Genomic DNA, 26,153 nt, shown 5'->3' on the forward strand with positions numbered 1-26,153 from the left:
CTCGGATTTCCTGCAGGGATGACAGCAGCTATTTGGCCAGGTCCTTGGCCCAGTCGTAGCTGGTGAGGAACGGGTCAGGCTCCACCGCGGCCGGCGAGGACCAGACCGTTTCGATCAGGCCGTTGGAGGTGATCTTCCCGATCCGGGGGGTTTTGGTGATGTGGTTATTCTCCGCGTCCACCGTGACCTTGCCCTCAGGCGCATCAAACGTCACTCCGCCCGCGGCAGCCTGGACTTTATCCACCTCGAAGGATCCGGCCTTTTCCACCATGGCCTTCCACAGGTAAAGCGAGGTGTAGGCCGCTTCCATAGGGTCGCTCGTCACCCTGTCTGCCCCGAACTTCGCCTTGAATGCCGCCACGAATTTCTTATTGGCCGGAGTATCCAGAGTCTGGTAGTAATCCCAAGCGGTCAGTTGGCCCTCAACGTTTTCGAGTCCGACGCCGGGAACTTCCTCTTCGGCGATGGATACCGACACCACTGGCATCGACTCAGCTGTCAGCCCCACGCTCTTGTACTGCCGGAAGAATGCCACGTTGCTGTCACCGTTGAGGGTGTTGAACACAGCATCGGCTTTGGAATCGCGGACTTTGTTGACGATCGTTGAAAACTCCGTGGAACCCAGCGGAGCGTATTCCTCCCCCAGGACCTTCATGCCGTGTGCGGTGGCGTAGGCCTGGATGATCTTGTTGGCCGTGCGGGGGAATACGTAGTCGCTGCCTACCAGGAAGATCGACTTGGTGCCCTGTTCAGCGAGGTAATCCAGGGCCGGGATGATCTGCTGGTTGGTGGTTGCCCCGGTGTAGAAGATGTTCTTGGATGCTTCCAGCCCCTCGTACTGCACCGGGTAGAACAGCAGGGCATCGTTGGCTTCGAAGACCGGGAGCATCGCCTTGCGGCTGGACGATGTCCACCCTCCGAACACCGCCGCCGTGCAGTCCTGTTGGATCAGCTTCCCGGCGCGTTCGGCGAATTTCGTGGGTTCGCTGGCGCCGTCTTCACTGATGACCTGGAGCTGTTTGCCCAGCACACCGCCCGCCGCGTTGATCTCCTCGGCGGCCAAGCTGAGGGAGTCGAATACCGTGCTCTCGCTGATGGCCATCGTGCCGGACAGCGAGTTGATGAATCCGACTTTGACGTTACTGCCTGAAGTGTCGACGCAGGAACTGCCGCCGCTGGCGGAGGAACCGGCGGAGGCTTGATTCGAAATCTGACTGCCGCAGCCCGCGAGGGCCGTCGCCACGGCTGCCGCGGTCAAAGGGATGAAAGCGCGCTTTAATACCGAAACCTTCATGTTTACCTGCTTCTCGCTCCGCGCTACCTCAAGGCAGCGCATGGTCTCCAAGTCCGGGTGCCGGACCCAGCGAGCTCAATGTACGTGCGCAATGTTTCAGGTGGCGTTCGCATTGTTTCCGCTCAGTTTCAGCAGGTCCCCGCCCAGCGCGCCGCCGGGTTCGAGAAGCAAAGTTCACTGACAAAACCGCGGAAAACAGCCGCATAAAAGTTAACCTGTAGGAAACTTCGTGCCCGTCATTTTCACGTTCAGGGCGACATGAAAGTCACGGCTCGCCGCTCGGCCCCGGGTGAGGCCACGGCAGGAGACCCTGGAAGCGGTTCAATCCGGGCGGTGCACCCGGAGCCGGGCCAGAAGCGTCGCGGCGACCATCGCCGTCGTCAATTCCAGGGCGATGACCGCCAGCATCGCCGCAGAGCCTGCCGACGCCGATGCGGCCGCTGCGGGAGCGGCCGCATCGCCATGGTGGGCGTGGCCCGCGGCGCTTGCTCCGGCGCCCAGGAGCAGGACCGCGTGCACCCCCGTCATCACCAGGGCCGAGGCCATGATCTGGCGGACGGCACCCATCCTGGGAAAGACGCTGACCCGGCCAACGATGCTGACCTGGCGAACGGCGCAGACCCGCCCGTGGCGCCAGATGTGCACGGCGCACGGCAGACACACAGCCACCATGGCGAGCATGAGCAGGTTCAGCCATGTCCCGTGCTGGTTTCCGGCGGCAAGCCCCAGATGGGTGAGGCACGACGCCGCCGTCACGGCGGCGCAGATCCGCGGATGAAGCACGCTGCCGCCCCGCCGGCCCACGCCGCCTGCAATGCTCACGGCGCCGGACTAGCTGTGGCAGTGGCCGCCGGCCGGCTGTGCACTCGCTGGCACATCCAGCACGGGGCTGCGGTCAAAGAATCCCTCGGGCCGGAGCTTGAAGCCCACCGTGTCCACCGGCATGATGGGCCAGTCCTCGGGACGCGGGAAATGGGTCAGGCCGAAGGTATGCCACAGAACGATGTCCTGGCCGTCCAGCTCCCGGTCCTGTGCCGCAAACTGCGGCAGCCCGGCTCCCCCGGCGTGCTGGTTCACGAAGTCGCCGGTGGGGTACCGCTCGTCCTCCGCGAACCGGGTCACCCACAGGTCCTTGGTGGCAAAGGCGGCGCGCCGGGCGATCGAGGACTCCGGGTCTGCCAGCAGCGTGGGCTGGCCCTCGGCGTGGAGCTTGTATCCCACGGCTTCGCCGAGGCGGTTGCGTGAGCTCGGGTTGGAGATGACCCAGGTCCGGCCGCTGCGGGCATCGGCCTCGCGGGCACCCTCGGATTCGCGGGCGATCACTGTGCGCTTCCGGGAGAAGGCATTGCCGCGTTCATTGCCCTCGCCCATCGCCTGCCGGACCACGTCCTCTTCCTCCACCCGGTTGGTGAAGCCGTCGATCGCCATGTCCAGCCGGGCGCTGAACAGGTGCTGGTGGTACGGGGCGCCCAGGCCCGGGGCGAGCTGGGAGATGTTGGCCGAGCCGCCTTCCGGGTAGGCGGAGGTGAAGACGACGCCGGTGGCTTTGGCCTCGAACTCGATGGTGCCGTCGAGGTAGAGGTACCAGTAGAAGCCGTAGTCGTAATTGCCGATGGTGGTGAAGAAGGAGATCACCAGGCGGCGGTTGCGGCGGGTGTAATTGATGCCCGTCCAGAGGTCGCTGTGCTTGGCCAGGATGCCCCAGTCTTCCTCGTGCATGCAGATGCCGTTGCGGATTTCCCGGGGGTTGCCGAAGGCGTCGCTGATGACGGGGCTGAGGTAGGTGATCTCGCCGAGGCAGTCGCAGCCCAGTTCCAGCGAGTTGGCGTACTGGCCCACGAGGTATTCGCCGGTGTCGAAGTAGTTCTGCCAGGACCGAATCGGCGACGGGTCCCCGTAGGGAACCACCATTTCGGCGATGGATGCGCGGTTGATGATGGGCCGCTTGCGGCCGCCATCCCGGAAGGCAAGGTTGTGCAGCACCACGCCTTCGCGGACGTCGAAGCCGACGTCGACGCTCCACTTTTCCCACTCGACATGGTTCCCGCCGGTGACGGTGAAGCTGGGTCCGTCCGGCTGGGTGATGCTGATAGGTTTCTGCGTGGTGCGCAGCGGGCCGGTGAGCTCCGGATCGGTGTAGTTGCCGTGTTCGGCGGGAATCGGGACGGCTCCGGTGTCCAGCACTTGCGTGACTTCCTGGCTGACGACGTCGACGTATGCCACTAGCCCGTCCACGGGGTGCGCCCAGGCACTGTCTTCCGGGAAATCCTGCACGAAGGCCAGGCCGCGCAGGATCCGGCGGCCCTTTTCCTCCGGGTACTCGAACACTCCGGCGGACAGCGGGGCGACGCGGACCTTGCTGACGTCCAGGCCCCGGTCAGCCAGCGCCTTGAGCCAGCGTTCGTCGGTGGCCAAGAGCTGTTCGACGACCTCGAACTCCTCCTCCAGGACAGGAAGCTCGCCGGTCAGCGCGGTGTCCAGCTCGACGGCGGAAATCACCGTGCCGCTGGAAACCGAGACGGTCACGTCGGCCGGACGTCCTCCGGAGACGTCGTGCAGGAAGACCCGGAACCGCCGGTCCTCGCTTCCGGCCGGCGCGTTCCTGGCGGGGTCCACCAGGCCGAGGTAAGCGATGCGCTGCGTCTCGCCCAGCAGGCCCGCGGCACGCAGGATGACTTGGACTGCGGTGATTTCGGCGTCCGTGGCCAGACTGTACGGGCTGCACGGACTAAACGAGGTGCGGATGTCGGTTTGTGCGGTCATCATGACGGCCTTCGTTCGGGGACCCTGGCGGGTCGGAACTTTATTTTCTATAGTTGTAGAGAATACGGAAATGTAAGCTGTGCCACAAGAGTCCGACGAAAGAAAATTGGGGAGCTGCCCGGTGCCAAAGATTGTCGACCACGACCAGCGGCGGCTTGAACTCGTCGACGCGACGTGGCGGACCATCGCCCGGCTCGGCATTGAAAGCGCCACTATGCGCGAAATCGCCCTCGAGGCCGGCTTCGCGAACGGGGCGCTCAAGCCGTACTTCCCCACAAAGGATGACCTGTTGACGTTCGCGTTCGGGCACGTCTTCAACCGCACCAACGAACGCATCGCGGAGGTCACCGCCGGGCAGTCCGGACTCGTGGCCCTGAGGTCGTTTTGCGTCGAGGTGCTGCCCCTGGATGAGGAGCGGATCAACGAGGCCCGGATTGTCATTCCGTTCTGGCAAAAGGCCATCAACGATCCCGGCAAGGCCCGGATCCACAGGGATTCGATGGAGCAGTGGCTTGCGGCAATCCGCAGGCATCTTGCCGAGGCGCGGCAATCCGGCGCCGTCAGCACCGCCGTCGCCGACGCCGCGCTGGCCGGGCAGCTGCTCAACTTCCTTCTCGGCGCGCAGATCGCGGCCGCGCTGGCCCCCGAGGGCCAGGTGGAGCTCGGGCTGAACGAGCAGCTGGAGGGGCTCCTGGCCCTGCTGGGCAGCTAGGCGTCGGCACATTCTTTTTTCGCCGGTTGTCGAAAAAAGATGACAACGGCGGGCGTCGCCGCTACCCTGAAATGACTGTGTTCCACGGCACAGTCTCCGGAAACGGCACAGTCCCCGAATTACGACGGCGTCAGGATCTTTCGATGACCGCAGTTGCAGCCCGCCCATCCCTCAGCCCCACAGGGCAGGACGTCCGCACCAGCACGGCGGACTCGTTCGAGCACTGGAGGCACCTCGTCGCGGAGTCCTTCGTTCCCCTGGCCGCCTCAAGCGCAGATGCGGACAACTTCCGCGGCCGCATGCGGGCACGCAGGCTGGACCGTGTGGCGGTGGTCGAAGTCTCCTCCACCAGCCATGAGGTCCACCGCACGCCGGCACTGATCGCGCAGTCCAACCAGCGCTATTTCAAGCTCAATCTCCAACTGCAAGGCACCGGTCTCCTCATCCAGGACAACCGCGAGGCCCTCCTGCGCCCCGGCGACCTCTCCATCTACGACACCAGCCGCCCCTACACACTCGCGTTCGAGGGCGACGCCCGGCTCATGGTGGTGATGTTCCCCTGGGATGCGCTGTCGCTGCCGCCGGACTGCATCGCGCAGCTTTCGGCCGTGCGGATGGCTTCCGACGGCGGCCTCGCCGCGATCGTCGGGCCGTTCATCGCCCACCTCGCTGAGAATCTGGACGCGCTGAGCGGCCCCAGCGGATCCCGCCTCGCCACTAACGCCCTCGATCTCGTGTCCACCATGCTGCATTCGGAACTGGACATGTCCCCGGACCGGATGAGGCCGCAGGCCCTCCTGGCGGCCTCGGTCCGCGAGTACATTGACGCCAACCTGGCCGATCCGCTGCTCTCGCCCGCCTCCATCGCGGCGGCCCACTTCATTTCCACCCGGCACCTTCACAACGTGTTCCATGAATCCGGGACCACCGTGGCGAGCTGGATCCGGGCCCAGCGGCTGGAAGGGGCGCGCCGCGAGCTGCGGGATCCGCTCCTGGCCGGCATGCCGGTGGGGGCCGTGGCCGGGCGCTGGGGCTTCCTGGATGCGGCCCATTTCAGCCGCTCCTTCCGTGATGCCTTCGGCGAATCCCCCAGCGACTGGCGGCGCGGCGCCTGAGGATGACTGTCATCCGCGGCTGAACGCACCTGCTGTTGTCAGCACCTTCGATGGTCTTCGCCGCAGCCCGGCAGGGTTGCCGGGCTGCGGCGCGGACTAGTTTCGCCGGCGGGATTCCGGGCTTCAGATTGCGGCTCCCGCGGGGACCTCACTTTGTGATCAGATCCGCATGGTGAACTGCGGCGACGTTCGGGTGGGCCCGGAGCCGGTAGCGAAGGGCGTTGTCCCCGTACGTTTCCAGAATCGGGCTGTTGGTCGGGTCAACAGACAGTCCGCGGGCTTTGGCCTGAAACTCCGGGCTCACCGCGAGCTTGGGCATGGTCGCGTCCAACGCAGGATTGTAGAAGAACGGAAGAGAGATCCTGTCAGTGCCGCGCAGGGGCGAGATGACGCGGTGCAGAGTCGCCTTGAGGTAGCCGTTCGTGGCCAGCTCGAGCATCTCGCCGATGTTGACCACGAATGTTCCGGGCACCTGGGGTGCGTCGATCCACTTCCCCTGGTACTCGACCTGGAGTCCGCCCTTTCCGGGTTCGACCAGGAGGAGCGTCAGGACGCCGCCGTCGCGGTGGGACCCGACACCCTGCTTCGGCTCCGGGTTGGACTCCCCTGGATAACGCACCACCTTGAGCAGCGGGAAAGCCCGTGCGGCAAACGCCGCGTCGAAGGTGTCCTCGGGCGCCCCGAGGGACACGGCAAGCGCCCTCAGAAGAGCGAGGGAAATGGCGCTCAGACGCTCGGTCCATTCAGCAACAATCTCCCGCATTTCAGGCAGAGCATCCGGCCACAGGTTGGCCCCCTCCAGGCGCCAGTAATCAGCGACGCCGGCCCCCGGCTCCACAGCGTCACGCTCGACGCCGATGTCGATCTGCTCGCGCCAGTCGACCGCCCCGTCCGTGAGTTCGCCGCCGACGCGGGTGTAGCCGCGGAACTGCGGGCTGTGGACGTTCTCGACGGCGAGCTTCTGCTCCTCGGGCAGTTCGAAGAAGCGGCGTGAGACGTCGAGGATGGCGTCAGTGAGCTCCTGCGGAATGCCATGGCCCGTCAGATAGAGGAACCCGACTTCATGCATGGCGTTACGCAGTTCGTCCCGAAACTGGGAGGCCTCCTCCGGCCCTGCATTCAGTCGAGAGAAGTCCAGGACGGGCAATGATTCAAGTGACAATGCGTCTAGTCCTTTACAGCTAATTTGGCAAGCCAAAGCATCTATTGGCTCTAATGTTACGGACGGAGCTGCCGCGATGAGGACAAACGTGTCGAAATAAGACATCCGGAGCAGGACAGCGCACTCAGGCGGTGCCGGATCTGTCCGGCACCGCCTTCTGCTCCTTGGACGGGGTCCTTAGCCGGGGAGTCCCGCGAGGGCGGCCCTGCGTTCCACAGCGATTTCCACGAGCACGCCGGCCGCAAACACGATGGGGACAGCCACCAGCAGACCCACGGCCGTTTCTGCGCTGCCGCCGATCAGCGCCGTGAAGTTGCTGACCACGAGGTACAGCACCCAGGCAAGCAGCGCGGTGGCAAGCACCGGCGCCACTGCGGTCTGCCAGAGCTGTCCGGCCACTTTTTCGCGCCGGAAGTAAGCCACTACGGCCAGGGAACAAAGGATATACAGCACCAGCAGCGCCGCCACGGCAAGCCCGCTGAACCAGGAAAAGAGGGTCAGGACAGGATCCAGGGACAGCACGGCGAACGGCGCCACCAGCAGGAACGCGATCACGGTCTGGATCCGCGCGGCCACGGCGGGCGCCCGGTGCCTGTTGGTCCGGGCCACAACGCCGGGCATCGATCCGCGCAGGGCCAGCGAATGGAGGTAACGGTTGATCCCGTTATGGAAGGCAATGATGCCGGCCAGCAGGGATGTCACCAGCAGGATGCCGGTGGCAGTTCCGGCCCACGGCCCGAACAGTTCCACCATCGGTGTCAGTACGAAGGAGGTGGAGTCTCCTGATTCGAGGGCCGCGCCCGCAGCGTCCATAACGTGGGAGGGGCCGTAGTAGCTGACCAGCATCCACGAGATGAAGGAGAAGAACGCTGAGATGACCCCCACCGAAAGATACGTGGCGCGGGCTACGGTGCGGTGGGCGTCCTTGGCCTCGGCCGAGTAGATGGCCGTGGATTCGAAGCCGAACATGGACGCGACAGCGAACATGATGGCCACGCCCGGGGCTCCGGTGGCGATTGCCCCGGGAGAGAAGGACGCCGCCAGGCTGATTCCTTCCGGTCCGCCGCCACGGAACAGCACGGTGAACCCGAACAGAAGCAGGATTGCGACCTCCAGGCCGACGAGCAGCGCCAGAACCCGCGCCCCGAGTTCGATGTTGAGGGATCCCAGCACCTGTACGCCCGCCATGGTGATTACGGCCAGCAGCCACCAGGGAACCCCGATGCCGGCGGATCCGAGGACCCCCGAGAAGGCCGCACCGTACAGCCCGTACATCGCGGCCTGGATGGTGCTGTACGCGAGGAGCGCGAGCCAGGCGGCACCGGCGCCGGTCTTTCGCCCAAAGGAGGCGGTTATGTAAGCGTAGAAGGCGCCGTTGGCCTGGATCTTGCGGCTCATCGCGACGAACCCGACGGCGAAGATCACGATGACGATGCCCACCACCAGATACGCCCCGGGCGCCCCGGCACCGTTGCCGAGGGCCGCAGCCAGCGGTGATGCCCCGACGATACCGGTCAACGGCGCCTGGGCGGACAAGACAAAGAAGAGAATGCCCATGACGCCGACACTGCCGGCGCGCAGCGCGGTGGAGTGCTCCGTGCGGGGACGGGCTTCCGCGGTCCGGGACTCGGAATTTGAAATACTCATCGGATCCTTCTTAACGGTCATGAGTCTGGGAAATGGATGTCTGAGAAATGGGGGTGCTTTGCACCGTGAAATCCAGCATGGCAGGTGACGCCCGTCACTCTCTTGTCGATCCGTGATCGGTTGTTGATCCCTAGCGCAATCGAACACCGCGCAATCGAACACCGCGCAATCGAACACCGCGCAACGGCGGTCCGGGCCCCTGGCGATCATTCGCACCGGGTCAACTGCAGTTCGCGCAAAGACAAGACTGCGCCTCAGGCACCGGAGGACACTCGGACATGTGTCTCAACGACGCAGCGCCTCAACTACTCGATGTGGAGTACCCATGGAAACCTACGACGCCCTTCTCGCCTCGATCACCCCGGTGTCCGGTGAGACCCGCACAATTCTTGATCCGGCCACCGGTGAGCCGGTCGGCGAAGCCGCGGTCCATACTGTCGAGGACCTCGAACAGGCCATCGCCGCCGCGGCCGCCGCGCAGCCGGCCTGGGCTGCCCTGGGCCACGACGCCCGGTCCGCCGCGCTGCTCAGGGCCGCGGACGCCGTCGAACGCTCCGCCGAGGAACTGGCCCGGCTGCTCTCCCGTGAGCAGGGCAAGCCGCTCAACGGCCCGAACGCCCGCTTCGAGGTCGGCGCCTGCGCCGCCTGGCTCCGCGCAGCGGCCGCCACGCCCTTGGACCCGGAAACCGTGGTGGACGACGGCGAAACCCGCGCCGAACTGCACTACCGGCCCATCGGCGTCGTCGGCGCGATTGGCCCCTGGAACTGGCCCATGATGATCACCGTGTGGCAGGTTGCTCCCGCCCTGCGGATGGGGAACGCCGTGGTGGTCAAACCCTCCGAATTCACCCCGCTGTCTGTCCTGGCCCTCGTCGAAATCCTCAACCAGGAACTCCCGGAGGGCCTCCTCACGGCGGTCTCCGGCGGCCGCGAGGTCGGCGCCCGGCTGGCCGAACACCCGGCGATTGGCAAGATCATGTTCACCGGCTCCACGGCCACCGGCAAGGCCATCATCAAATCTTCCGCGGACACCGTCAAGCGCCTCACCCTGGAGCTCGGCGGGAACGACGCCGGCATCGTCCTGCCCGACGCAGACCCGAAGGCGATCGCCGAGGGCCTGTTCTGGGGCGCCTTCATCAACACCGGCCAGACCTGCGCGGCGCTCAAGCGCCTCTACGTGCACGACGCCATTTACGAGGCCGTCTGCGAGGAACTCACCAGCGTGGCCCGTGCCATGCCGATGGGCAACGGCCTGGACGAGGCCAACGTCTTGGGCCCGCTGCAGAACCGCCAGCAGTTCGACATCGTCGCCCGGCTGGTTGAAGATGCCCGCGAATCCGGGGCAAGGATTCTGCTCGGCGGCAACCCGGATCCGGACCAGCCGGGCCACTTCTACCCCGCCACGCTCGTGGCGGACATCGACAACAGCAACCCGCTCGTCGCCGAGGAGCAGTTCGGCCCCGCCCTGCCCATCATCCGCTACAGCACCGTGGACGAGGCGGTCGCCCTGGCCAACGCCCTCGACGTCGGACTCGGCGCCTCCGTCTGGTCCTCCGACACTGCGCAAGCCCGGAAGGTGGCGGCCCGGATCGAGGCCGGAACCGTCTGGATCAACAAGCACGGCGCCGTGGACCCCCGCGTCCCCTTCGGCGGGGCCAAGCAGTCCGGCTATGGCCTCGAATTCGGCGTCGAAGGCCTCAAGGCCCTCGGCGTGCCGCAGGTGATCAACGGCTGACACCGGCCGGCGCAGCTGTTGCGGGCACGGGTTCGTGCCGTAGATAGCTGCGCCGGAACCGGCCGCTGCCGGCGGTCAGTGCCCGTAACTCCACCGAGTACTTCAACAGTTCCTGGTCGGGAACCTCGGCGCTGATCTCGGTGCCGGCGGCCCCGGCGGAGGTGGTTCCGGTCAGGCGTGCCCGCCTGGAGGACAAGTCGCTCATCACCGCGCCCACATGATCCTCCGAAACGCTGATGGTCACGGACGAGACCGGTTCCAGGAATTGAATGCGGGTTGCAGCCGCCGCCTCCCGGAGGGCCAGCGCGCCGGCAGCCTGGAACGCCGCGTCGGAGGAGTCCACGCTGTGCGTCTTGCCGCCGATCAGCGTGACCTTGATGTCCACCACGGGGAACCCGGCGGAGACGCCTTTCTGCATCTGGGCCCGCACGCCCTTTTCCACCGAGGTGATGAACGGCCCGGGAATCACCCCGCCCACCGTCTTGTCGACAAACTCGAAACCGGCGCCGCGGTCAAGGGGTTCCACCTCGATGTCGCAGACGGCGTACTGGCCGTGGCCGCCGGATTGCTTGACATAGCGCCCATGCCCGGCCGCCGGCGCGGCAAACGTCTCCCGCAGCGGCGTGATCACCGGGACGGTCTGCAGGTTCACGCCCTGGTCCCGCAGCCTGCCCAGGACGACGTCGGCGTGCGCCTCGCCCATGCACCACAGGATCAGCTGGTGGGTTTCGGAGTTGCGTTCCACGCGCAGCGTGGGGTCCCCGGCGGTGACCTTCCCCAGGTTCCTGGCCAGGGCGTCCTCGTCGCCGTGCGTGGCAGCTTCGATGGCAACCGGCATGAGCGGGTCCGGCATGTCCCAGGGGGCCACCAGCAGCGGCAGTTCCTTGGCCGAAATCGTGTCCCCGGTCTCGGCGGTGCCCAGTTTGGTCAGCGCGCAGATGTCCCCGGCGACGCAGAACGGCACCGGCCGCAGTCCCGATCCCAGCGGTGAATACAGGTGTGTGACCCGCTCGTCGCTGTCGTGGTCCTCGTGGCCGCGGTCCGCCATCCCGCGGCCGCCCACATGGATGGCGGCGTCCTCGCGCACAACGCCGGAGAAGACGCGCACCAGGCAGACCCGGCCAAGGAACGGATCGATCGTCGTGCGGACCACTTCACCGAGCAGCGGGCCCTCGGGATCGCAGGCGACCGGGCCGGCCGGCACCCCGTCGAGGTCCGTCGCCGCGGGAACGCCGTGCTCCGCTGGCGTCGGAAACGCGCGCACCAGAACCTCGAGCAGCTCCGCCATGCCCAGCCCGGATTCCGCCGACGTCGCCAGCACCGGATGGAAGGACCCGCGGGCCACGGCCGTCTCGAGATCGCCGATCAGGACATCGGGGGCGATTTCTTCACCGCCGAGGTAGCGATCCATGAGCGTCTCGTCCTCGCTCTCGGCAATGATCCCTTCGATCAGCGCGTCCCGTGCGGCCTCCGCCGCGGCAAGTTCGGCGCCGGTCGCGGCCCGGGTGGCCGGCGCCGTTTCCGCCGGACCGTAATCGGACACCGTCCCGGTCAGCAGCCCCAGCAACCCGGTTACGGCACCGTCCGCGCGGACCGGCAGATAGAGCGGAACGATCGCGTCGCCGAATGCCAGCCGGCAACGGGCGACGGCGGCGTCGAAATCCGCGCGCGGATGATCCAGGCGGCTGATAACCACGGCCCGCGGCATTCCGAGCCGTTGGCATTCACTCCAGAGCGCAGTGGTGGCGGCGTCGACGTCGTCCGTGGCCGAGACGACAAACAGCACCGCATCCGCCGCACGAAGGCCGGCCCGCAGCTCGCCGATGAAATCCGTATAGCCCGGAGTGTCCAGCAGGTTCACCTTGGTCTCCCCCACCGTCACGGGCACCACCGCCAGGGCCACGGAGCGCTGCTGTGCGATGGCGGAGGGGTCCGAGTCGCTCACCGTGGTGCCCTCGGCGATCGAGCCTTTACGGGTGATGGCCCCCGTGGCTGCAAGCAAGGCCTCGGTAAGCATTGTTTTTCCGGAACCGGAATGCCCCACGAGGGCCACGTTGCGGATCTTGTCCGGCTGCTCCGGCGGCGCGGCGCCGTTGGTGTCGGCCCGCCGGAGGTCAGATGTACCCCGGGCCGGACCCCGTGACGGGGTCTTGGCGCCTTTCGACGGCATGAGAACCTCCCGGCGTCGCATCCACTCGTGCCCTGCAGGGCCTTGTGTTAAGGATTGGACACCCTGGGACGCCCGGACAGCAAGGGCTTTTTCACGCCGTGGCCGGAGCAGCCATGGAGCCGGAGGCTGCCCGGTTCCGGAGCCAGCGGCCCAAGGCCTGGCCTTTGCCCTTCCACCAGCTGTCCTCGTCGGTGTCATGGTGCCACCGGAAGATCACGGCGACCAGGATGAACATCCCTGCGCCAACGTCCTGCCAGGAGCCGGAGGCGGCATCGACGAGCACGCTGAACGCCATGACCAGGATGGAAGGAAGGGCCAGTGTCCGGAACGCGGTGTTGGCCACGTACCGGCGGTGGGACCGCGGCACGGACACCGCGCGGATGAAGTCGAAGCACAGGCATATGACCACCAGGGTCTGCCCCAGGGACATTAGGACGTGCCCCGGCAGCGAGCCGGCAAACAGGACGGCCGCCTGGAGCCCGGGGCTCACGGCGTGCCCGTCAATGTCGCCGGCCGCCAGGAATCGACAATGGACGGATCAAGCTGGACTGAATCATGCATGCGATGCCCCCCGGCGTCTACGCTGCTCCTGCGCTGGCTCTGCGCCCGTGCTTCCCGTGGGAGCTGTGAGCGTGTCATGCCAGCCTTTTCTGACACTCCAATTCAACGCGCGGCCCGGGCCTGAAGTCACGCAAATCAGGTACCCGACTATCGGATGGTCGGTTACCTGTTTGCCTTCCGGTGTACTCAGTTCGCCCTTGCGGCTACTTGCCCAAGAACCCGATGTCACCAAATACGTGATGGTTGACACATTCCCTCCGGCCGTGTCATGGTTACAACACCAGATGGTCTGACCAACTGACCACACAGAAAACTCCAGCGATACTACGAGGAAGTAGCCACATGAATCTCTACTCGCTTATGCAGAAGCGAACCGCAACGCACGGACCCATTAGGGTCGGCGTCATTGGCGCCGGAAAATTCGCCTCCATGTTCCTCACCCAGGCACTCAACACTGAAGGGATCCACGTTGTGGGCGTCGCCGACATCGACGTTCCCAAGGCCAGGGGCGCACTCCAGCGCACAGGCTGGCCGGCCGAGCGCTACGCCGCCAAGAACTTCGCCGAGGCGCTCCGCAACGGCACCACCTTCGTCACGGAAAGCTCCGCTGACCTGATCCGGCTCCCGGAAGTTGAGGTCATCCTCGAGGTGACCGGAAACCCGATTGTCGGCACCGCCCACGCCGTGCAGAGCATCGACAACGGCAAGCACATCATCATGGTCAACGTAGAGGCCGACTGCATGGTGGGCCCGATTCTCCAGCGCCGCGCCGAAGCCGCCGGCGTGGTCTACTCCATGGCCTACGGCGACCAGCCCGCCTTGATCTGCGAAATGGTCGACTGGTGCCGGACGGTCGGATTCGACGTCGTCGCCGCCGGCAAGGGCACCAAATACCTCCCCGAGTACAACTACTCCACCCCGGACACGGTCTGGAACTACTACGGCTTCAGCGACGAGCAGCTCGCCTCCGGCGACTTCAACCCCAAGATGTTCAACTCTTTCCTCGACGGCACCAAGTCGGCGATCGAGATGGCGGCAGTTGCCAACGGCACGGGACTCACTCCGCAGGACGAGGGACTCTTCTTCCCGCCAGCCGGGGTGGACGACCTGCCGCACGTTTACCGCGAGAAGTCGGCGGGCGGGATCTTGACCCGCCGGGGCACGGTGGAAATCGCATCCAGCCTCAACCGGGACGGCACTGAAGTAGAGCGGGACCTGCGCTGGGGCGTCTATGTCACGTTCGAGGCGAAGACCGACTATGCCGTGCAGTGCTTTGCCGAGTACGGGGTGAAGACCGACGCCTCCGGCCGCTACGGATCGCTGTACCGGCCGTATCACATGATCGGTTTGGAGCTGGGAGTCAGCATCGCCTCGGCAGTCTTGCGGGGCGAAGCCACCGGCGCGCCGACGGGTTTCCGCGGGGACGTCGTAACCACGGCCAAGAAGGACCTCAAGGCCGGCGAGGTCCTTGACGGGGAAGGCGGCTACACCGCTTTCGGGAAGCTGGCCCCGGCCCGGATCTCTCTGGAACGCAACGCCCTGCCACTGGGGCTCGCCCACGGCATGAAGCTCAAGCGGGACGTGCCGAAAGACGGCACCGTTTCTTGGGACGACGTCGACGCCGACGAAACGCTTCTCGCTGTACAGCTTCGTCGGCAGCTGGAATCGGAAGCCCGTGCAGAGTTGCTGCAGCCGACGTAGGTCAGACCTTCAGGCCGCTATTACGATGGAACTGCCGCCCGCGTCCAGCGACGGCAAACGATCAAGAGGTGGTCAGCATGAGCGCAGAAGCATGGGAACCGGTCCAGCGGGTCCGGACCTACGAACAGGTGATGGCCCAGATAGAGGACCGGATCCTCGACGGCCGGCTGAAGGCCGGAGACAAACTTCCCAGCGAGAGGGATCTGTCAGCCCTACTGGGCGTCTCCAGGCCCTCACTCCGGGAATCACTGAGAGTCCTGGAAGCCCTCGGAATCGTGGACATTCGGCCCGGCGGCGGGGCTGAAGGAGGAGCCGTCCTGGTGGGCGAGCCAGGATCCGGCTTCGTCAACCTGCTGAAACTCCAGCTCGCGCTGGGACAGTTCGACCAGACCGATGTACTCGAAACCCGGGTCGCGCTGGAAACCTGGTGCTGCGACGAAGCCGCAGTCCGGTCCACCGAGAAGGACCACCAGGACCTGGAACTGATTTTGGACCAGATGGATGACCCAAACATTTCCACCGCCGATTTCAACCGCCTGGATGCCGCCTTCCACGTCAGGATCGCTGAATCCACTGGCAATACGTTGACCTCCCACCTGATGGGCTCCCTCCGGACCGCCATCAACCGCCAGATGATCGAAGCCTACGCACGCCTGGCGGACTGGAGAGCGACGGCGAAAGTCGTTCGCAGCGAACACCGGCACATCCTCGAAGCCATCCGGCAGCGGGACGCAGATGAGGCCAGGCGCGCGGTGGGCGAGCACATCCACAGCTTTTACAACATTCAAAACGCCAAGGACCTGAACCAAACGCACTGATGCCGGCAGCCGGCGTCGGGCGGTGCAGAGCCTGGGCACCCCGGGACAGGGAAGACTTCCCGTCCCATATCGAAGGAGATATGGACGCTGATGAGCACCATGACGCAATCACACGCCAAGCAGGCCGAGCAGGGCTCGCCGGACAAACTTAAGGTCGCGATCGGCAGCGCCGTGGGAACGACCATCGAGAACTACGACTTTCTGGCCTATGGCACGGCCGCCGCACTGTATTTCGGCACAGCGTTCTTTCCCGGCCAGGACCCCGTCGCCGCCACCCTGCTTGCTTTCGCCACCCTCGCTGTTGGCTTTGCCATGCGGCCGCTGGGCGGACTGATCGGCGGCTACCTCGGCGACAAGTACGGCCGCAAACCGGTCCTGGTCGGTGCGCTGCTGGTGATGGGTGCCGCGACCTTCCTGATCGGCGTCCTGCCCACCTACCAGCAGGTGGGCGTCCTGGCACCGATCCTGCTCGTCGCGATCCGGATCATCCAGGGCCTGGCCTTCGGCGCCGAATGGGGCGGCGCCATCATGATGACCTTTGAGCATGCACCGTGGCGACAGCGCGGCCGCTACACCGGCATCCCGCAGGCCGGTGTCCCGCTCGGACTCCTGCTGGCCAACCTCGTCTTCCTTGCCACCACCGGCTGGAACAACGAATGGTCCTGGCGCGTACCGTTCCTCGCCAGCTCAATCCTGATCATCGCCGGCATCATCATCCGAATGAAGGTCAGCGAATCCCCCGAGTTCGAGGAAACGAAAGCCAAGGGCGAGCTCGTCAAGAACCCGCTCCTGACCGTCATCAAGAATGACTGGCGCACGATCCTGCGCGTCATCGGCCTTCGGCTGGCAGAGTCCGGCGGCTTCTACGTCATCGTCACCTACCTGCTCTCCTACATCGTCGCCAACAAGCTAGTGGACCGCCAGACGGGCCTGACCGGCCTGGTGCTCGCCGCAGCACTGGGCGTGGTGACCACCATCCTCTGGGGCCGGCTCACGGACAAGATCGGACGCCGGAAGCTCTACCTCGTCGGCACTGCCGGCATTATTCTCTTCGGCTTCCCGATGTTCCTCATGGTCAACACCGGCGTCCCGTTCCTGGTTATCCTCGTGTACATCATCGGGCTGCCGATCCTGCACGATATGCTCGCCGGTTCCCAGGGCGCATGGTTCTCCGAGCTGTTCCCCGCCAACACCCGGACCTCCGGCGCCTCGATCGGCTACCAGTTCTCGGCCGCGATCTCCGGCTTCATCCCCCTCATCGCAGCAGCCACGGCGGCCGCCTGGGGCTGGAGCGGCGTGGCAATCGTCTACATGGCATGCGGAGCCATAGGACTCATCGCGGCCCTGGTCACCCGGGAAACCTGGGGAAAGCGCGAGAGGGCCAGCGTCGACGAGCTCATCGCAGCCGGCAAGTAGGCGCCACCGGCAGCACCCGACCGCCAGCACCAACGACACTGCCCGGGACCATTGGTCCCGGGCAGTGTCGTTTATCCTGTTGTTTGTCCCAGAGCTTTCCTGGGGCCTGTCCTAGTCGAGGCCCCGCGGCCGCCACACCACCAGCGCCTGCGACCGCGCCTGCGGGCGCTTGCCGCGGGCCAGACTGACGACGTCGCCGGCAGTTCCGGCGGCAAAGATCCGCGAATCGGCGGCCTGGCGACGCCGGCCCACCTCCTCAGTCAGTTCGCTGACCCGGCGCTGCAGGGCGGCCACCTGGTTCTCCAGCTGCAGGATCCGCTTGATGCCCTCCAGCGAGACACCCTCCTGGGAGAGCCGCTGGACCTCGCGGAGCATGTTCACATCCCGCTGCGAGTAGCGCCTTGACTTGCCCGGGGCACGGCTGGGCGAGACGATGCCCAGCCGGTCGTACTGGCGCAGTGTTTGCGGGTGCATGTCCGCCAGCTCTGCGGCAACGGAGATGACGAAGATCGGCTGATCGAAGTCGATGGCCATGGCTGGATCCCGTTCCTAGAGCCGGGCCTTGGCTGCCAGGCCCGCGCGGACGTCCTCATCGGTGGTGGCCGCGGCGAAAGCCTTCACGGCCTCCTCCGCTTCCTTGTTCAGCCTCCGCGGAACAGCGACGTCGATTGTCACCAGCAGATCGCCGGTGGCTTTGGCGTGCTTGACGCCCCGGCCCTTGACGCGCAGCGTGCGGCCCGAGGGGGTCCCTGCGGGAACCCTGACCTTGACCTTGTCGCCGTCGATTGTCGGAACCTCGATGTCCGCGCCCAGGGCCGCCTCCGGGAAGGAGACCGGAACGTGGATCCGGAGGTTGTCGCCGTCGCGGACGTAGAACTCGTGGGGCTTCACCGAGACGGTGACCATGAGGTCGCCGTTGCCGGCGGCAGCGTACTGTCCCTTGCCGCGGACACGGACCTTTTGGCCATCCTTGATTCCAGCCGGGATGCGGACGTCGATGACCTCACCGTCCGGTTCACGCAGGCCGATCGTGGTGCCGCGGATTGACCCGGCAAACGAGATCGAGGTGGACGCGGTGCGGTCCGCGCCCTTCTGCGGAGCCCGCTGGAACGTCTGGCCCCCGCCGCCGAACCCGCCGCCGCCGAAGAGATCTGCGAACTCGGGCGGAATGCCGCCGGCCGTGCTGTAGCTTCCGGAATGGCGCCCCCCGCCGCCGGTGAAGAGCCCGCCGAAGAGGTCCTCGAAGCCAGCTCCGCCAGGGGCGCCGCCGCTTCCGCCGGGAGCAAAGCGTGCCCCGCCACCCATGGCCCGGATGGCATCGTACTGCTGGCGCTCATCGGGATCCGAGAGCACGGAATAGGCCTCGGAGATGTCCTTAAACTTCTTCTCCGACGCGACATCACCGGCATTCCTGTCCGGGTGGTGCTGCCGGGCAAGCTTGCGGTAGGCCTTCTTGATGTCGGCGTCGGAAGCGTCCTTGGCGACACCAAGGATCTTGTAGAAGTCCTTGTCCACCCAGTCCTGGCTAGCCAATGGCGTTTCCTCTCTAATTCTTTGTGTTGCGGGCTCTGAGCGATACATGGGCCCCCGCCCCTTCGCCGGATGGCTTGGGATCTGCGATCCCCCAGGCATCCGGCTCCGACAGGCCCGATGCCACTCCCGGGGCCCATGTATCGCTCCGAGCTTGTGATCATCTCACCTTAGGCGACGCGAACGCTGAACGCCGGAGCGGATGAGGGGCCCGGGAGTGGCATCGGGCCTGCCGGAGCGTGGAGGCAAAGTCCGTTAGGACTTTGCCTCCACGCGTAGGGGCGGGGCCCCTCATCAGCGAAGGCGTCGAGGCGCAGGGCCGAAGGTGACTACGCCGGAACCGCCACAATCACCTGGGCCGCGCGGAGGACGCGGTCACCGGACTTGTAACCCGAGCGCAGCACCTGGCTGACGGTGTCGATTTCGATGTCCGTGCCGGGCTGCTGGATGAGGGCCTCGTGGATGGTCGGATCGAACTCCACGCCGGTCTCATCAATGCGGACCAGTCCGTACGTCTTCAGCGCAGCCTCCAGCTTGGCGGCGATCGCGGCGAAAGGACCATCCGCGAGATCACCATGCTGGCGGGCGGCGTCGACGTCGTCCAGCACCGGAAGCAAGGAGTTCAGGACGCCGATGACGGCCATCTCCCCCGCCACGGCACGGTCACGTTCGACGCGCTTGCGGTAGTTGACGTACTCAGCCTGCAGGCGGCGGAGGTCATTCCTGAGCTCCTCCGCCTCAGCGGCACCCACGCCCTGGGCCACGGATTCCTCCGCAGGCACCTCGACGCTGTTCAGGATGTCCTCCGCCTGGGAGAGCGCGTCCCCCGAGTCGGACTCTGCCGCGGCTGCGCGCTCCTGGTCCGGGTGGCGGGCCTGGCCGGTCTTCGGGTCAACCTTGCGGTTGTCGTGGATGACCGGTTTCTGCGGCTCGCTCTCCTGCTCGTTGCCCTGGCTCCGGCTCTCGGAAGAACCGTGCTCTTCTTCGTTACCGTGGTGCGGCATGATTACTTCTTCTCGTCTTCGTCAACGATTTCGGCGTCGACGATGTCCTCGTCGGAGCTGGAGCTGGAGCCTGCTGCCGGCTCGCCTGCCGGGGCACCCTGAGCGCCGGCATGGCCGTCGGGGGAACCGGCGTGGGCGTAGATGGCTTCGCCGAGCTTGGTCTGGGAAGCCTGCAGCTTCTCAAACGCAGTCTTCACGGCGGCGTCATCGGTGCCTTCGAGGGCCTTCTTGAGGGCATCGACGTCGGCCTTGACCTCGGTCTTGACCTCTTCGGGCAGCTTGTCCGCGTTGTCCGCGATCAGCTTGTCCACGGAGTAGGCGAGCTGCTCGGCCGTGTTGCGGGTGTCGGTCGCCTCGCGGCGTGCCTTGTCCTCGGCTGCGTGCTCTTCGGCGTCGCGGACCATGCGGTCGATGTCTTCCTTGGACAGCGCGGTGCCGCCGGTGATGGTCATGGACTGTTCCTTGCCGGTGCCCTTGTCCTTCGCCGAAACGTGCACGATGCCGTTGGCGTCGATGTCGAAGGTGACCTCGACCTGCGGGACGCCGCGGGGAGCCGGAGCGATGCCTGTCAGCTCGAACGTGCCCAGCGGCTTGTTGTCGCGGGTAAACTCACGCTCACCCTGGAAGACCTGGATGGCCACGGACGGCTGGTTGTCATCCGCCGTCGTGAAGGTCTCGCTCCGCTTGGTGGGGATGGCGGTGTTGCGCTCGATCAGGTGCGTCATGATGCCGCCCTTGGTTTCGATGCCAAGGGACAACGGGGTGACGTCGATCAGCAGCACGTCCTTGCGCTCACCCTTGAGGACACCGGCCTGCAGGGCTGCACCGACGGCGACTACCTCATCGGGGTTGACGCCCTTGTTCGGTTCCTTGCCTCCGGCCAGTTCCTTGACGAGGTCGTAGACGGCCGGCATGCGGGTGGAACCGCCGACGAGCACGATGTGGTCGATCTCGGAGAGCTTGATGCCGGCTTCCTTGATGACGTCCTGGAACGGCTTCTTGGTGCGGCCCAGCAGGTCCTTGGTGAGGTCCTGGAACTTGGCGCGGGTCAGCTGCTCGTCCAGGTGGACCGGGCCGTCCGGGGTGACGGACAGGTACTGGAGGGAGACGTTGGTGCTCGAGGAGGAGGAGAGTTCCTTCTTGGCCTGTTCCGCAGCTTCACGGAGACGCTGCAGGGCGATCTTGTCCTTCGTGAGGTCGATGCCCTTGACCTTGAGCTGGTTCAGCAGGTACTCCACGACGCGCTGGTCCCAGTCGTCGCCGCCGAGGTGGTTGTCACCGGCGGTGGCGCGGACCTGGATGGTGGAGAAGTTGTCTTCGTCCTTGCCGACCTCAAGGAGGGAGACGTCGAACGTGCCGCCGCCGAGGTCGAAGACCAGGATGAGTTCATCTTCCTTGCCCTTGTCCAGACCGTAGGCCAGAGCGGCCGCGGTGGGCTCGTTGACGATGCGCAGGACGTTCAGGCCGGCGATTTCTCCGGCCTCCTTGGTGGCCTGGCGCTGGGCGTCGTTGAAGTAGGCCGGGACGGTGACTACGGCGTCCGTGACCTTTTCGCCAAGGTAGGACTCGGCGTCGTTCTTGAGCTTCATGAGGATACGGGCGGAAATTTCCTGCGCCGTGTACTTCTTGTCGTCAATGGCGACGGTCCAGTCAGTGCCCATGTGGCGCTTGACGGAGGCGATGGTGCGGTCAATGTTGTTGACGGCCTGGCGCTTGGCGATCTCGCCGACCAGGACCTCGCCGGACTTGGAGAAGGCAACAACCGACGGCGTGGTGCGGCCACCCTCGGCGTTGGCAATGACGGTGGGCTCGCCACCTTCGAGAACGGAGACGACGGAGTTAGTGGTTCCGAGGTCAATACCTACTGCACGTGACATGGATTGCTTCCTTACTTTCCTGGGAATCTTGCGGAGATGGCCGCGGACCACAGCAGCATCAACCGCATGGTCCGACCGTTATTGAGCGATCTAGACTCAACTTTACCGAGACGCCAACATAAGTCAATTCAAAGTTGAGCGACATTGACTCAACTTTGTTTCCGCATTCGGCCCGCGACCCCTCATCGCAGCCTAGATTCCCCGGATCACAGCCCCTGTGCGGCACTTCCCGGTAAGTGTTTCGCCCTGCGCGAACCTGTGCAGAGACCACACCGCAGGCCAGCCGGCGCCCGCGGCGGCTGGCCGCCTCCGCTTCATTCGCGCTAGTTGTCGCCCCGGGCGGTGTCGTCGCCGCCGTCGTCTCGGGCAGGCTCGCCCGCGGCGGGCCGGCCGGCCTGCTGGGGACGGGACGTTCCGGCGGTCCCGTAGTCGCCTTCGGGGTATTCCCCCTCCTCGGCCAGGGCCGGCTCACCGGAGACCCCACCCTCGCCGTAGTTACCCTCGGGATAGTCGCCTTCCACGTCGCCGACGGCGGCCGCTCCGGCCACGCCTGCGTTGCCGTAGTCCCCCGCCGCATACTCTCCCTCGACGGCCGTGGGCGGGACTTCGCCTGCCGTGCCGGCGGAGCCGTAGTCGCCCTCGACGTACTGCCCTTCTGGTGCCGCGGCCTCCGCTTCATCCTCTGCGGGACCCGCATCGGCGTTTCGGGACGCCGCTTTTCCGGACACGTTCGCTTCAGACATGCTCTCTTCAGGCCTGTTGTTTTCGGGCCTGTTCTGTTCAGACATGGATGGATCCTTCCTGGACGCATCGGGCGCGCCCGTGCGGGCGCAGGGGCAGTCTATCGAGCGCCACCGCGGGGCAACAGGGGAACCCGGTTCACGGGGCGGAGCCGGCCGGTGGCAGCCCGGCGACGTCGGCCAGCACGGCGAGGTGGTGGCCAAAGAGCTCCTCCCGGGCAGTGAACGTGCCGGCGCCGTACTGGCCGAAGACTTCGAAGCTGACGGCGCCGAAGAGCGACGTCCAGGCCAGGGCGCCGCGGGCCAGGAGGTCATCCGGCACCGCCAGGCCGAACTCGGTCCGGATTTTCGCCAGATCCCCGGCCAGCCCGGCGGCCACGGCAGGACTCCGCCCGCCCGTCGCGGCAAGCCGCCCGGCCCGGAAGGCGCCGTCGAGGATGCCAATGAGGGCAGTAATCACCCTGGTGCCGGGACCGGTGGTCCGCTCGGCCGGGGCCTGGTATCCGGGCACCGGACTGCCGAAGAGCAAGGCGTAGCGGGAGGGTTCGCGCAAGGCCCAGTCCCGCACCGCGCCGCCCAGCGCCGCAAAGCGTCCGCCGAAATCGGCTTCCGGCACCGCGGCGACGGCAGCATCGACTTCATCGCCAAGCTCGTTGTACGCATCGATCAGGAGAAGGGTCAGCAACTCCTCCCGGTTCTCCACGTAGCGGTAGACCGCCGAGGAGACGACGCCGAGATCGCGGGCGACGGCCCGGAGGGAGAGTGCGGCGGCGCCGTGCAGTGCCAGGTGCTCCCGGCCCAACCGGAGGATATCGGCGACGGTCTGGGCCCGGGCACGCTCGCGCGGGGTGCGGGGCCGGGAAGCCGCGGCCGCCGGGAGCGCATCAGCGTCCGCTTCAACACCTACATCAGCTTCATCCCCGGCTTCAATCCTGTCTTCTGGCATGAGTCCAGCATTTCACAAACAAGAGCACTGTCAACAAATGTGAGCACCGCTCTTGACTTTTTAACATCGCGAGTAGCATTCTGAATGGGAGAGCACTGCTCTCTACAATTCAAAGGAGATCGAAATGTCCCAACCCGTTGCCTCCGGGGGCCAACCATCCAGGCTCTATGCCGTCACCGGGGCCGGCCCGGTGGGCTGGACCGTCGCGGAACAACTGGCTACCGCGGGCCACCGAGTACGCATTCTGACGAGGTCCGGAAGCGGACCTACACGCCCGCTGGTCGAGAAGATGTCGATCGATGTGTCGGATCCTGCCCGCCTCGGTGAGGCATTCCACGGCGCCGCCGCCGTCTTCCACTGCATTCACGCTTCGCGGTACAACGCCGGCGTGTGGGCGAGGGAACTGCCGGGCGCCGAGCAGAACGTGCTCGCCGCGGCCGGGGCGGCGGGCGCCGTCGTGGTCTTCCCGGAAAGCCTGTATTCCTACAGCGCACCGGAACGGCCGATGACCGAGGAAGGCCCGCGGGAGGCGCAGGGCGGCAAGCGCGGTGTCCGGACTGCACTTCTGAAGGCCCGCGCGGCATCCGCCACGGACACGGTGAGCGTGGTGGCGAGCGACTTCTTCGGCCCTAGGGTCCGCGGCGCGCACTCCGGCGAGCGCATGGTGAAACCGGTACTGGCGGGCAAATCCCTGATGGTGATCGGAAGAACCGACCAGCCGCATTCCTTTACATACGTTCCGGACCTCGCGGCCGCCATGATCGCGGCGGCGGACAAGCCGCAGGTGTGGAACCGGGTGTGGCATGCACCCACCGGGCCCGCCCTGACCCAGCGCGAGATCGCGGGCGCATTCGCCACTGCGGCCGGCGCACGGGCGCCGCGTGTCACGGCACTACCCGGCTGGGTGCTGCGGACGATGGGGGTCTTTTCCGCCGACATGCGGGAACTGGCAGAGACCCTGTACCAGTTCCAGCGGCCGTTCGTGATGAAGTCCGCCGCAAGCCAGGCCGCTCTGGGGCTGGCGCCGACCCCGCTGCACGAAGCAGCCGCCGCCACCGTCGCCTGGTGGGGGGACCAGGGAAGGTGACGGCATCACCACACGAGCGCGGCGCTGAGGGATTCCATTCGATGGTTGAATGAGGCGATGACTGAGGCAGTGAACTTCTGGGGGATGCATTTCGCGGACTGGGTTTCGTTGGCACCTGCGGCGATAGCCGTCTACGCCGTCTACAGCGCATGGCGGGCCCAGCCGGCCTGGTTGATTCTACGCAGGCGCCACGCAGCCTTTAAGGCCCTGGGGATCACCCACCGCTCCTCAAAACGCCGAGTCCGGCAAATCATCCACGGCGGTCCAAACGCTCCTGCCGACGAACTCAATTGGCTCAGCACCGATTTCCCGGCCAACGCTTCCGGAGCCCCCCGGGGGACCGGCAAACCCATGCCGATTTCGTTCGCTGCTCCGGCCGCGGAATTGATCAGCTTGTCCCAGGCTTATTCGGCATATGCCGCGGATCTTCAGCGCGGGTCGTTTCTCGGGACGACCTCGGTTCCTGTCATTGAACGTGAAACCGACATGGCCCTCATGACGTCACGGCTCCTGGCCGAGGCTGCAGCGGGTGGCGGTTACGGCATCGAACGGAACTCCCGCCATGTCCGGATCAATTCACCGGCGATTGGCCGGGAGTTGGACTGGTGGCAATTGCCGGACACCAAGACCGGCACTCTCGCCTACGACACTTTCGTCAGCTATCGCAGGCACCGACTCAGGCCGGTGTACGAAACTCCGCAGAATGCGGCGCCCACACCGCCTGCACCGCTTGAACTGGCTGGGCTGGAAATAGAAGACCTCGCCGCTTCCGAGGCCGAGAAACGGTTCCTCCGGGAGAAATTCGCAACGCAGCATTCATTCGATGGTGTCCTGCCCCGGCTGGTCGGCTGGCGGACAGAGAGGGACAGCGGCAACGGAAGGCTCCGACTCCACCTCGCAATGGCCGAGACAACTTACGGCGCCGTGTTGCTCGATCACTATCCCCAGACGCTCGCCGAGGCCGACGGGACTCCTCCGGGGGCAACATCCGACTCCGCGGACCGCGAAGTTCAAGGAATGCAGGCACAGCTCCTGACCCTTTCCGCCATTGTCGTTACAACCGACCGTATGATGCTCTTCGCCGGCCGATCAAAACTTGCCGGCTCACACCCCGAGCAGTTTGGACCCGCGGTGAACGGGAATCTGGAGCTTAGGCGCCGCAAGGGAATTCTGGGGGACAGCGATGAGTTCGGCCTGCCGGACCCCCGGCGCGCTCTGGCTCGAGAATCTTCGGAAGAGCTCGGCTTGCAGTTGGATCCGGACAGGATCCACCCCCTAGGCATAGGCCGGTTCAGCGTCGAGGACAAGGAGCGCGGAACCCACGTATTCCTAGCCCTCGCCCAGCCGTCTCTCACAGCGGAGGAGGTTGTTGCCGGCGTCCGGAACGCCGACCCGATGGAAGGCCGTTGGGAACTCGGAGGCGAGATCTTGGCGGCCCCGCTGCCGACTGATCAGGAAAGGGTGAACGCCGTGCTCTCCTGGCTGCTGCACGATCCCACGCTCACGCCCCACGCGGTGCTTGCCGGAATCGCCACCGTGGCCCGGTTCTTCCATGTCACCCCTGAGCGGCTTCAGCAGGCGGCAGCTTCCCGGCAGGACACCAGCTACGTCCCCCTCAAGATCCGGCTCAACCACTGACCCACAGCCGGGCGACGGCGGCTGCAGCTGGGCACCCGGTTCATGACCTCGTTGATCGACTCGACGGTCAGGACCGGGCAGGCAGAGACCCTGTACCAGTTCCAGCGGCCATTCGTGATGGAGGCCGCCGCAAGCCAGGCCGCCCTGGGGCTTACGCCGACCCCGCTGCACGAAGCAGCCGCAGCCACCGTCGCCTGGTGGGGGGACCAGCGAAGGTGACGGCGGCTGCGGCATTCG

General features: G+C 65.9%; 20 protein-coding genes and 2 pseudogenes. 9 read left to right on the plus strand and 13 right to left on the minus strand.

Translation table 11 applies throughout. The features are described 5' to 3' along the window. Positions 1-28: 28 nt before the first annotated feature. The 3 genes from urtA to ACFRJ8_RS09325 form a co-directional block, all read right to left on the minus strand. Positions 29-1,294 carry an urea ABC transporter substrate-binding protein gene (gene urtA, locus ACFRJ8_RS09315; protein WP_377985826.1) on the minus strand — a complete coding sequence of 422 codons (1,266 nt, stop codon included), beginning with the start codon at positions 1,292-1,294 and terminating at the stop codon, positions 29-31. Between the two features lie 321 nt (positions 1,295-1,615). Further along, entirely contained in the window at positions 1,616-2,116 is a 501-nt protein-coding gene (locus ACFRJ8_RS09320) for a hypothetical protein (protein ID WP_377985827.1), read from the minus strand. A gap of 9 nt (positions 2,117-2,125) precedes the next feature. Then, positions 2,126-4,060 carry a primary-amine oxidase gene (locus tag ACFRJ8_RS09325; protein WP_377985828.1) on the minus strand — a complete coding sequence of 645 codons (1,935 nt, stop codon included), beginning with the start codon at positions 4,058-4,060 and terminating at the stop codon, positions 2,126-2,128. Positions 4,061-4,178: 118 nt separating this feature from the next. Here ACFRJ8_RS09325 and ACFRJ8_RS09330 point away from each other — a divergent pair, with 118 nt between their 5' ends. Continuing rightward, entirely contained in the window at positions 4,179-4,769 is a 591-nt protein-coding gene (locus tag ACFRJ8_RS09330) for a TetR/AcrR family transcriptional regulator (RefSeq protein WP_377985829.1), read from the plus strand. 143 nt (positions 4,770-4,912) lie between these two features. After that, positions 4,913-5,884 carry a helix-turn-helix domain-containing protein gene (locus tag ACFRJ8_RS09335; RefSeq protein WP_377985830.1) on the plus strand — a complete coding sequence of 324 codons (972 nt, stop codon included), beginning with the start codon at positions 4,913-4,915 and terminating at the stop codon, positions 5,882-5,884. 148 nt (positions 5,885-6,032) lie between these two features. Here ACFRJ8_RS09335 and ACFRJ8_RS09340 read toward each other — a convergent pair whose 3' ends face one another. Beyond that, on the minus strand, positions 6,033-7,046 hold the full coding sequence (locus tag ACFRJ8_RS09340; protein WP_377985831.1) for an isopenicillin N synthase family dioxygenase: 1,014 nt from the start codon (positions 7,044-7,046) through the stop codon (positions 6,033-6,035). Between the two features lie 204 nt (positions 7,047-7,250). Next, positions 7,251-8,903 (minus strand): annotated as a pseudogene (locus tag ACFRJ8_RS09345) (APC family permease); the annotation flags it as partial. Between the two features lie 115 nt (positions 8,904-9,018). Between ACFRJ8_RS09345 and ACFRJ8_RS09350 the strand changes: the two are divergent. Further along, the gene (locus ACFRJ8_RS09350) at positions 9,019-10,428 is read left to right on the plus strand and encodes an aldehyde dehydrogenase family protein (protein ID WP_377985832.1); all 1,410 of its coding nucleotides are present in this window, start codon (positions 9,019-9,021) and stop codon (positions 10,426-10,428) included. On the opposite strand, the gene ACFRJ8_RS09355 is transcribed toward ACFRJ8_RS09350, so the two are convergent. Together ACFRJ8_RS09355 and ACFRJ8_RS09360 are read right to left on the minus strand one after the other, a co-directional pair. Then, positions 10,418-12,598: an elongation factor G-like protein EF-G2 gene (locus tag ACFRJ8_RS09355; RefSeq protein ID WP_377985833.1), complete on the minus strand. Its 2,181-nt coding sequence runs from the start codon at positions 12,596-12,598 to the stop codon at positions 10,418-10,420. The genes ACFRJ8_RS09350 and ACFRJ8_RS09355 overlap by 11 nt on opposite strands. A gap of 91 nt (positions 12,599-12,689) precedes the next feature. After that, positions 12,690-13,088, minus strand: a complete 399-nt coding sequence (locus tag ACFRJ8_RS09360) for a hypothetical protein (RefSeq protein WP_377985834.1) — start codon at positions 13,086-13,088, stop codon at positions 12,690-12,692. Positions 13,089-13,501: 413 nt separating this feature from the next. Between ACFRJ8_RS09360 and ACFRJ8_RS09365 the strand changes: the two genes are divergently transcribed. The 3 genes from ACFRJ8_RS09365 (at position 13,502) to ACFRJ8_RS09375 (ending at position 17,094) form a co-directional block, all read left to right on the plus strand. Further along, positions 13,502-14,860, plus strand: coding sequence for an NAD(P)H-dependent oxidoreductase (locus tag ACFRJ8_RS09365; protein WP_377985835.1), 1,359 nt, complete (start codon positions 13,502-13,504; stop codon positions 14,858-14,860). A 77-nt stretch (positions 14,861-14,937) separates the two neighbouring features. Beyond that, complete coding sequence (locus tag ACFRJ8_RS09370) at positions 14,938-15,678, plus strand: FadR/GntR family transcriptional regulator (RefSeq protein WP_377985836.1); 741 nt, start codon at positions 14,938-14,940, stop codon at positions 15,676-15,678. 90 nt (positions 15,679-15,768) lie between these two features. Further along, the gene (locus ACFRJ8_RS09375; protein WP_377985837.1) at positions 15,769-17,094 is read left to right on the plus strand and encodes an MFS transporter; all 1,326 of its coding nucleotides are present in this window, start codon (positions 15,769-15,771) and stop codon (positions 17,092-17,094) included. A gap of 111 nt (positions 17,095-17,205) precedes the next feature. Here ACFRJ8_RS09375 and ACFRJ8_RS09380 read toward each other — a convergent pair whose 3' ends face one another. From ACFRJ8_RS09380 to ACFRJ8_RS09405, 6 genes are all read right to left on the minus strand, one after another. Further along, on the minus strand, positions 17,206-17,628 hold the full coding sequence (locus tag ACFRJ8_RS09380) for a heat shock protein transcriptional repressor HspR (RefSeq protein WP_377985838.1): 423 nt from the start codon (positions 17,626-17,628) through the stop codon (positions 17,206-17,208). Positions 17,629-17,643: 15 nt separating this feature from the next. After that, a complete protein-coding gene (locus ACFRJ8_RS09385; RefSeq protein ID WP_377985839.1) occupies positions 17,644-18,627 on the minus strand; it encodes a DnaJ C-terminal domain-containing protein in 984 nt (327 codons plus the stop codon). A 326-nt stretch (positions 18,628-18,953) separates the two neighbouring features. Then, a complete protein-coding gene (locus ACFRJ8_RS09390) occupies positions 18,954-19,628 on the minus strand; it encodes a nucleotide exchange factor GrpE (protein WP_377985840.1) in 675 nt (224 codons plus the stop codon). A 2-nt stretch (positions 19,629-19,630) separates the two neighbouring features. Further along, positions 19,631-21,505 (minus strand): molecular chaperone DnaK, encoded by a 1,875-nt coding sequence (gene dnaK, locus ACFRJ8_RS09395; RefSeq protein WP_377985841.1) that lies wholly within the window; start codon positions 21,503-21,505, stop codon positions 19,631-19,633. Between the two features lie 323 nt (positions 21,506-21,828). Continuing rightward, positions 21,829-22,293, minus strand: coding sequence for a hypothetical protein (locus ACFRJ8_RS09400; RefSeq protein ID WP_377985842.1), 465 nt, complete (start codon positions 22,291-22,293; stop codon positions 21,829-21,831). A 91-nt stretch (positions 22,294-22,384) separates the two neighbouring features. Beyond that, positions 22,385-23,191: a TetR/AcrR family transcriptional regulator gene (locus tag ACFRJ8_RS09405; RefSeq protein ID WP_377985843.1), complete on the minus strand. Its 807-nt coding sequence runs from the start codon at positions 23,189-23,191 to the stop codon at positions 22,385-22,387. Between the two features lie 124 nt (positions 23,192-23,315). On the opposite strand from ACFRJ8_RS09405, the gene ACFRJ8_RS09410 reads away from it, so the two are divergent. The 3 genes and pseudogenes from ACFRJ8_RS09410 to ACFRJ8_RS09420 all read left to right on the plus strand — a co-directional run. Further along, positions 23,316-24,278 carry an NAD-dependent epimerase/dehydratase family protein gene (locus ACFRJ8_RS09410; protein WP_377985844.1) on the plus strand — a complete coding sequence of 321 codons (963 nt, stop codon included), beginning with the start codon at positions 23,316-23,318 and terminating at the stop codon, positions 24,276-24,278. Between the two features lie 57 nt (positions 24,279-24,335). Next, positions 24,336-25,916, plus strand: coding sequence for a hypothetical protein (locus ACFRJ8_RS09415; RefSeq protein ID WP_377985845.1), 1,581 nt, complete (start codon positions 24,336-24,338; stop codon positions 25,914-25,916). 81 nt (positions 25,917-25,997) lie between these two features. Continuing rightward, positions 25,998-26,135 (plus strand): annotated as a pseudogene (locus ACFRJ8_RS09420) (epimerase); the annotation flags it as partial. Between the last annotated feature and the right edge of the window lie 18 nt (positions 26,136-26,153).

The sequence above is a fragment of the Arthrobacter sp. NPDC056886 genome, assembly GCF_042788715.1.
Lineage (GTDB): Bacteria > Actinomycetota > Actinomycetes > Actinomycetales > Micrococcaceae > Arthrobacter.

Excerpts from the sequence above, each read along its gene's own strand:
- urtA (WP_377985826.1), bottom strand. The coding sequence starts at position 1,294 with ATGAAGGTTTCGGTATTAAAGCGCGCTTTCATCCCTTTGACCGCGGCA.
- ACFRJ8_RS09325 (WP_377985828.1), bottom strand. The coding sequence starts at position 4,060 with ATGATGACCGCACAAACCGACATCCGCACCTCGTTTAGTCCGTGCAGC.
- ACFRJ8_RS09335 (WP_377985830.1), top strand. The coding sequence starts at position 4,913 with ATGACCGCAGTTGCAGCCCGCCCATCCCTCAGCCCCACAGGGCAGGAC.
- ACFRJ8_RS09350 (WP_377985832.1), top strand. The coding sequence starts at position 9,019 with ATGGAAACCTACGACGCCCTTCTCGCCTCGATCACCCCGGTGTCCGGT.
- ACFRJ8_RS09355 (WP_377985833.1), bottom strand. The coding sequence starts at position 12,598 with ATGCCGTCGAAAGGCGCCAAGACCCCGTCACGGGGTCCGGCCCGGGGT.
- ACFRJ8_RS09365 (WP_377985835.1), top strand. The coding sequence starts at position 13,502 with ATGAATCTCTACTCGCTTATGCAGAAGCGAACCGCAACGCACGGACCC.
- ACFRJ8_RS09370 (WP_377985836.1), top strand. The coding sequence starts at position 14,938 with ATGAGCGCAGAAGCATGGGAACCGGTCCAGCGGGTCCGGACCTACGAA.
- ACFRJ8_RS09375 (WP_377985837.1), top strand. The coding sequence starts at position 15,769 with ATGAGCACCATGACGCAATCACACGCCAAGCAGGCCGAGCAGGGCTCG.
- ACFRJ8_RS09380 (WP_377985838.1), bottom strand. The coding sequence starts at position 17,628 with ATGGCCATCGACTTCGATCAGCCGATCTTCGTCATCTCCGTTGCCGCA.
- ACFRJ8_RS09390 (WP_377985840.1), bottom strand. The coding sequence starts at position 19,628 with ATGCCGCACCACGGTAACGAAGAAGAGCACGGTTCTTCCGAGAGCCGG.
- dnaK (WP_377985841.1), bottom strand. The coding sequence starts at position 21,505 with ATGTCACGTGCAGTAGGTATTGACCTCGGAACCACTAACTCCGTCGTC.
- ACFRJ8_RS09400 (WP_377985842.1), bottom strand. The coding sequence starts at position 22,293 with ATGTCTGAACAGAACAGGCCCGAAAACAACAGGCCTGAAGAGAGCATG.
- ACFRJ8_RS09405 (WP_377985843.1), bottom strand. The coding sequence starts at position 23,191 with ATGCCAGAAGACAGGATTGAAGCCGGGGATGAAGCTGATGTAGGTGTT.
- ACFRJ8_RS09410 (WP_377985844.1), top strand. The coding sequence starts at position 23,316 with ATGTCCCAACCCGTTGCCTCCGGGGGCCAACCATCCAGGCTCTATGCC.
- ACFRJ8_RS09415 (WP_377985845.1), top strand. The coding sequence starts at position 24,336 with ATGACTGAGGCAGTGAACTTCTGGGGGATGCATTTCGCGGACTGGGTT.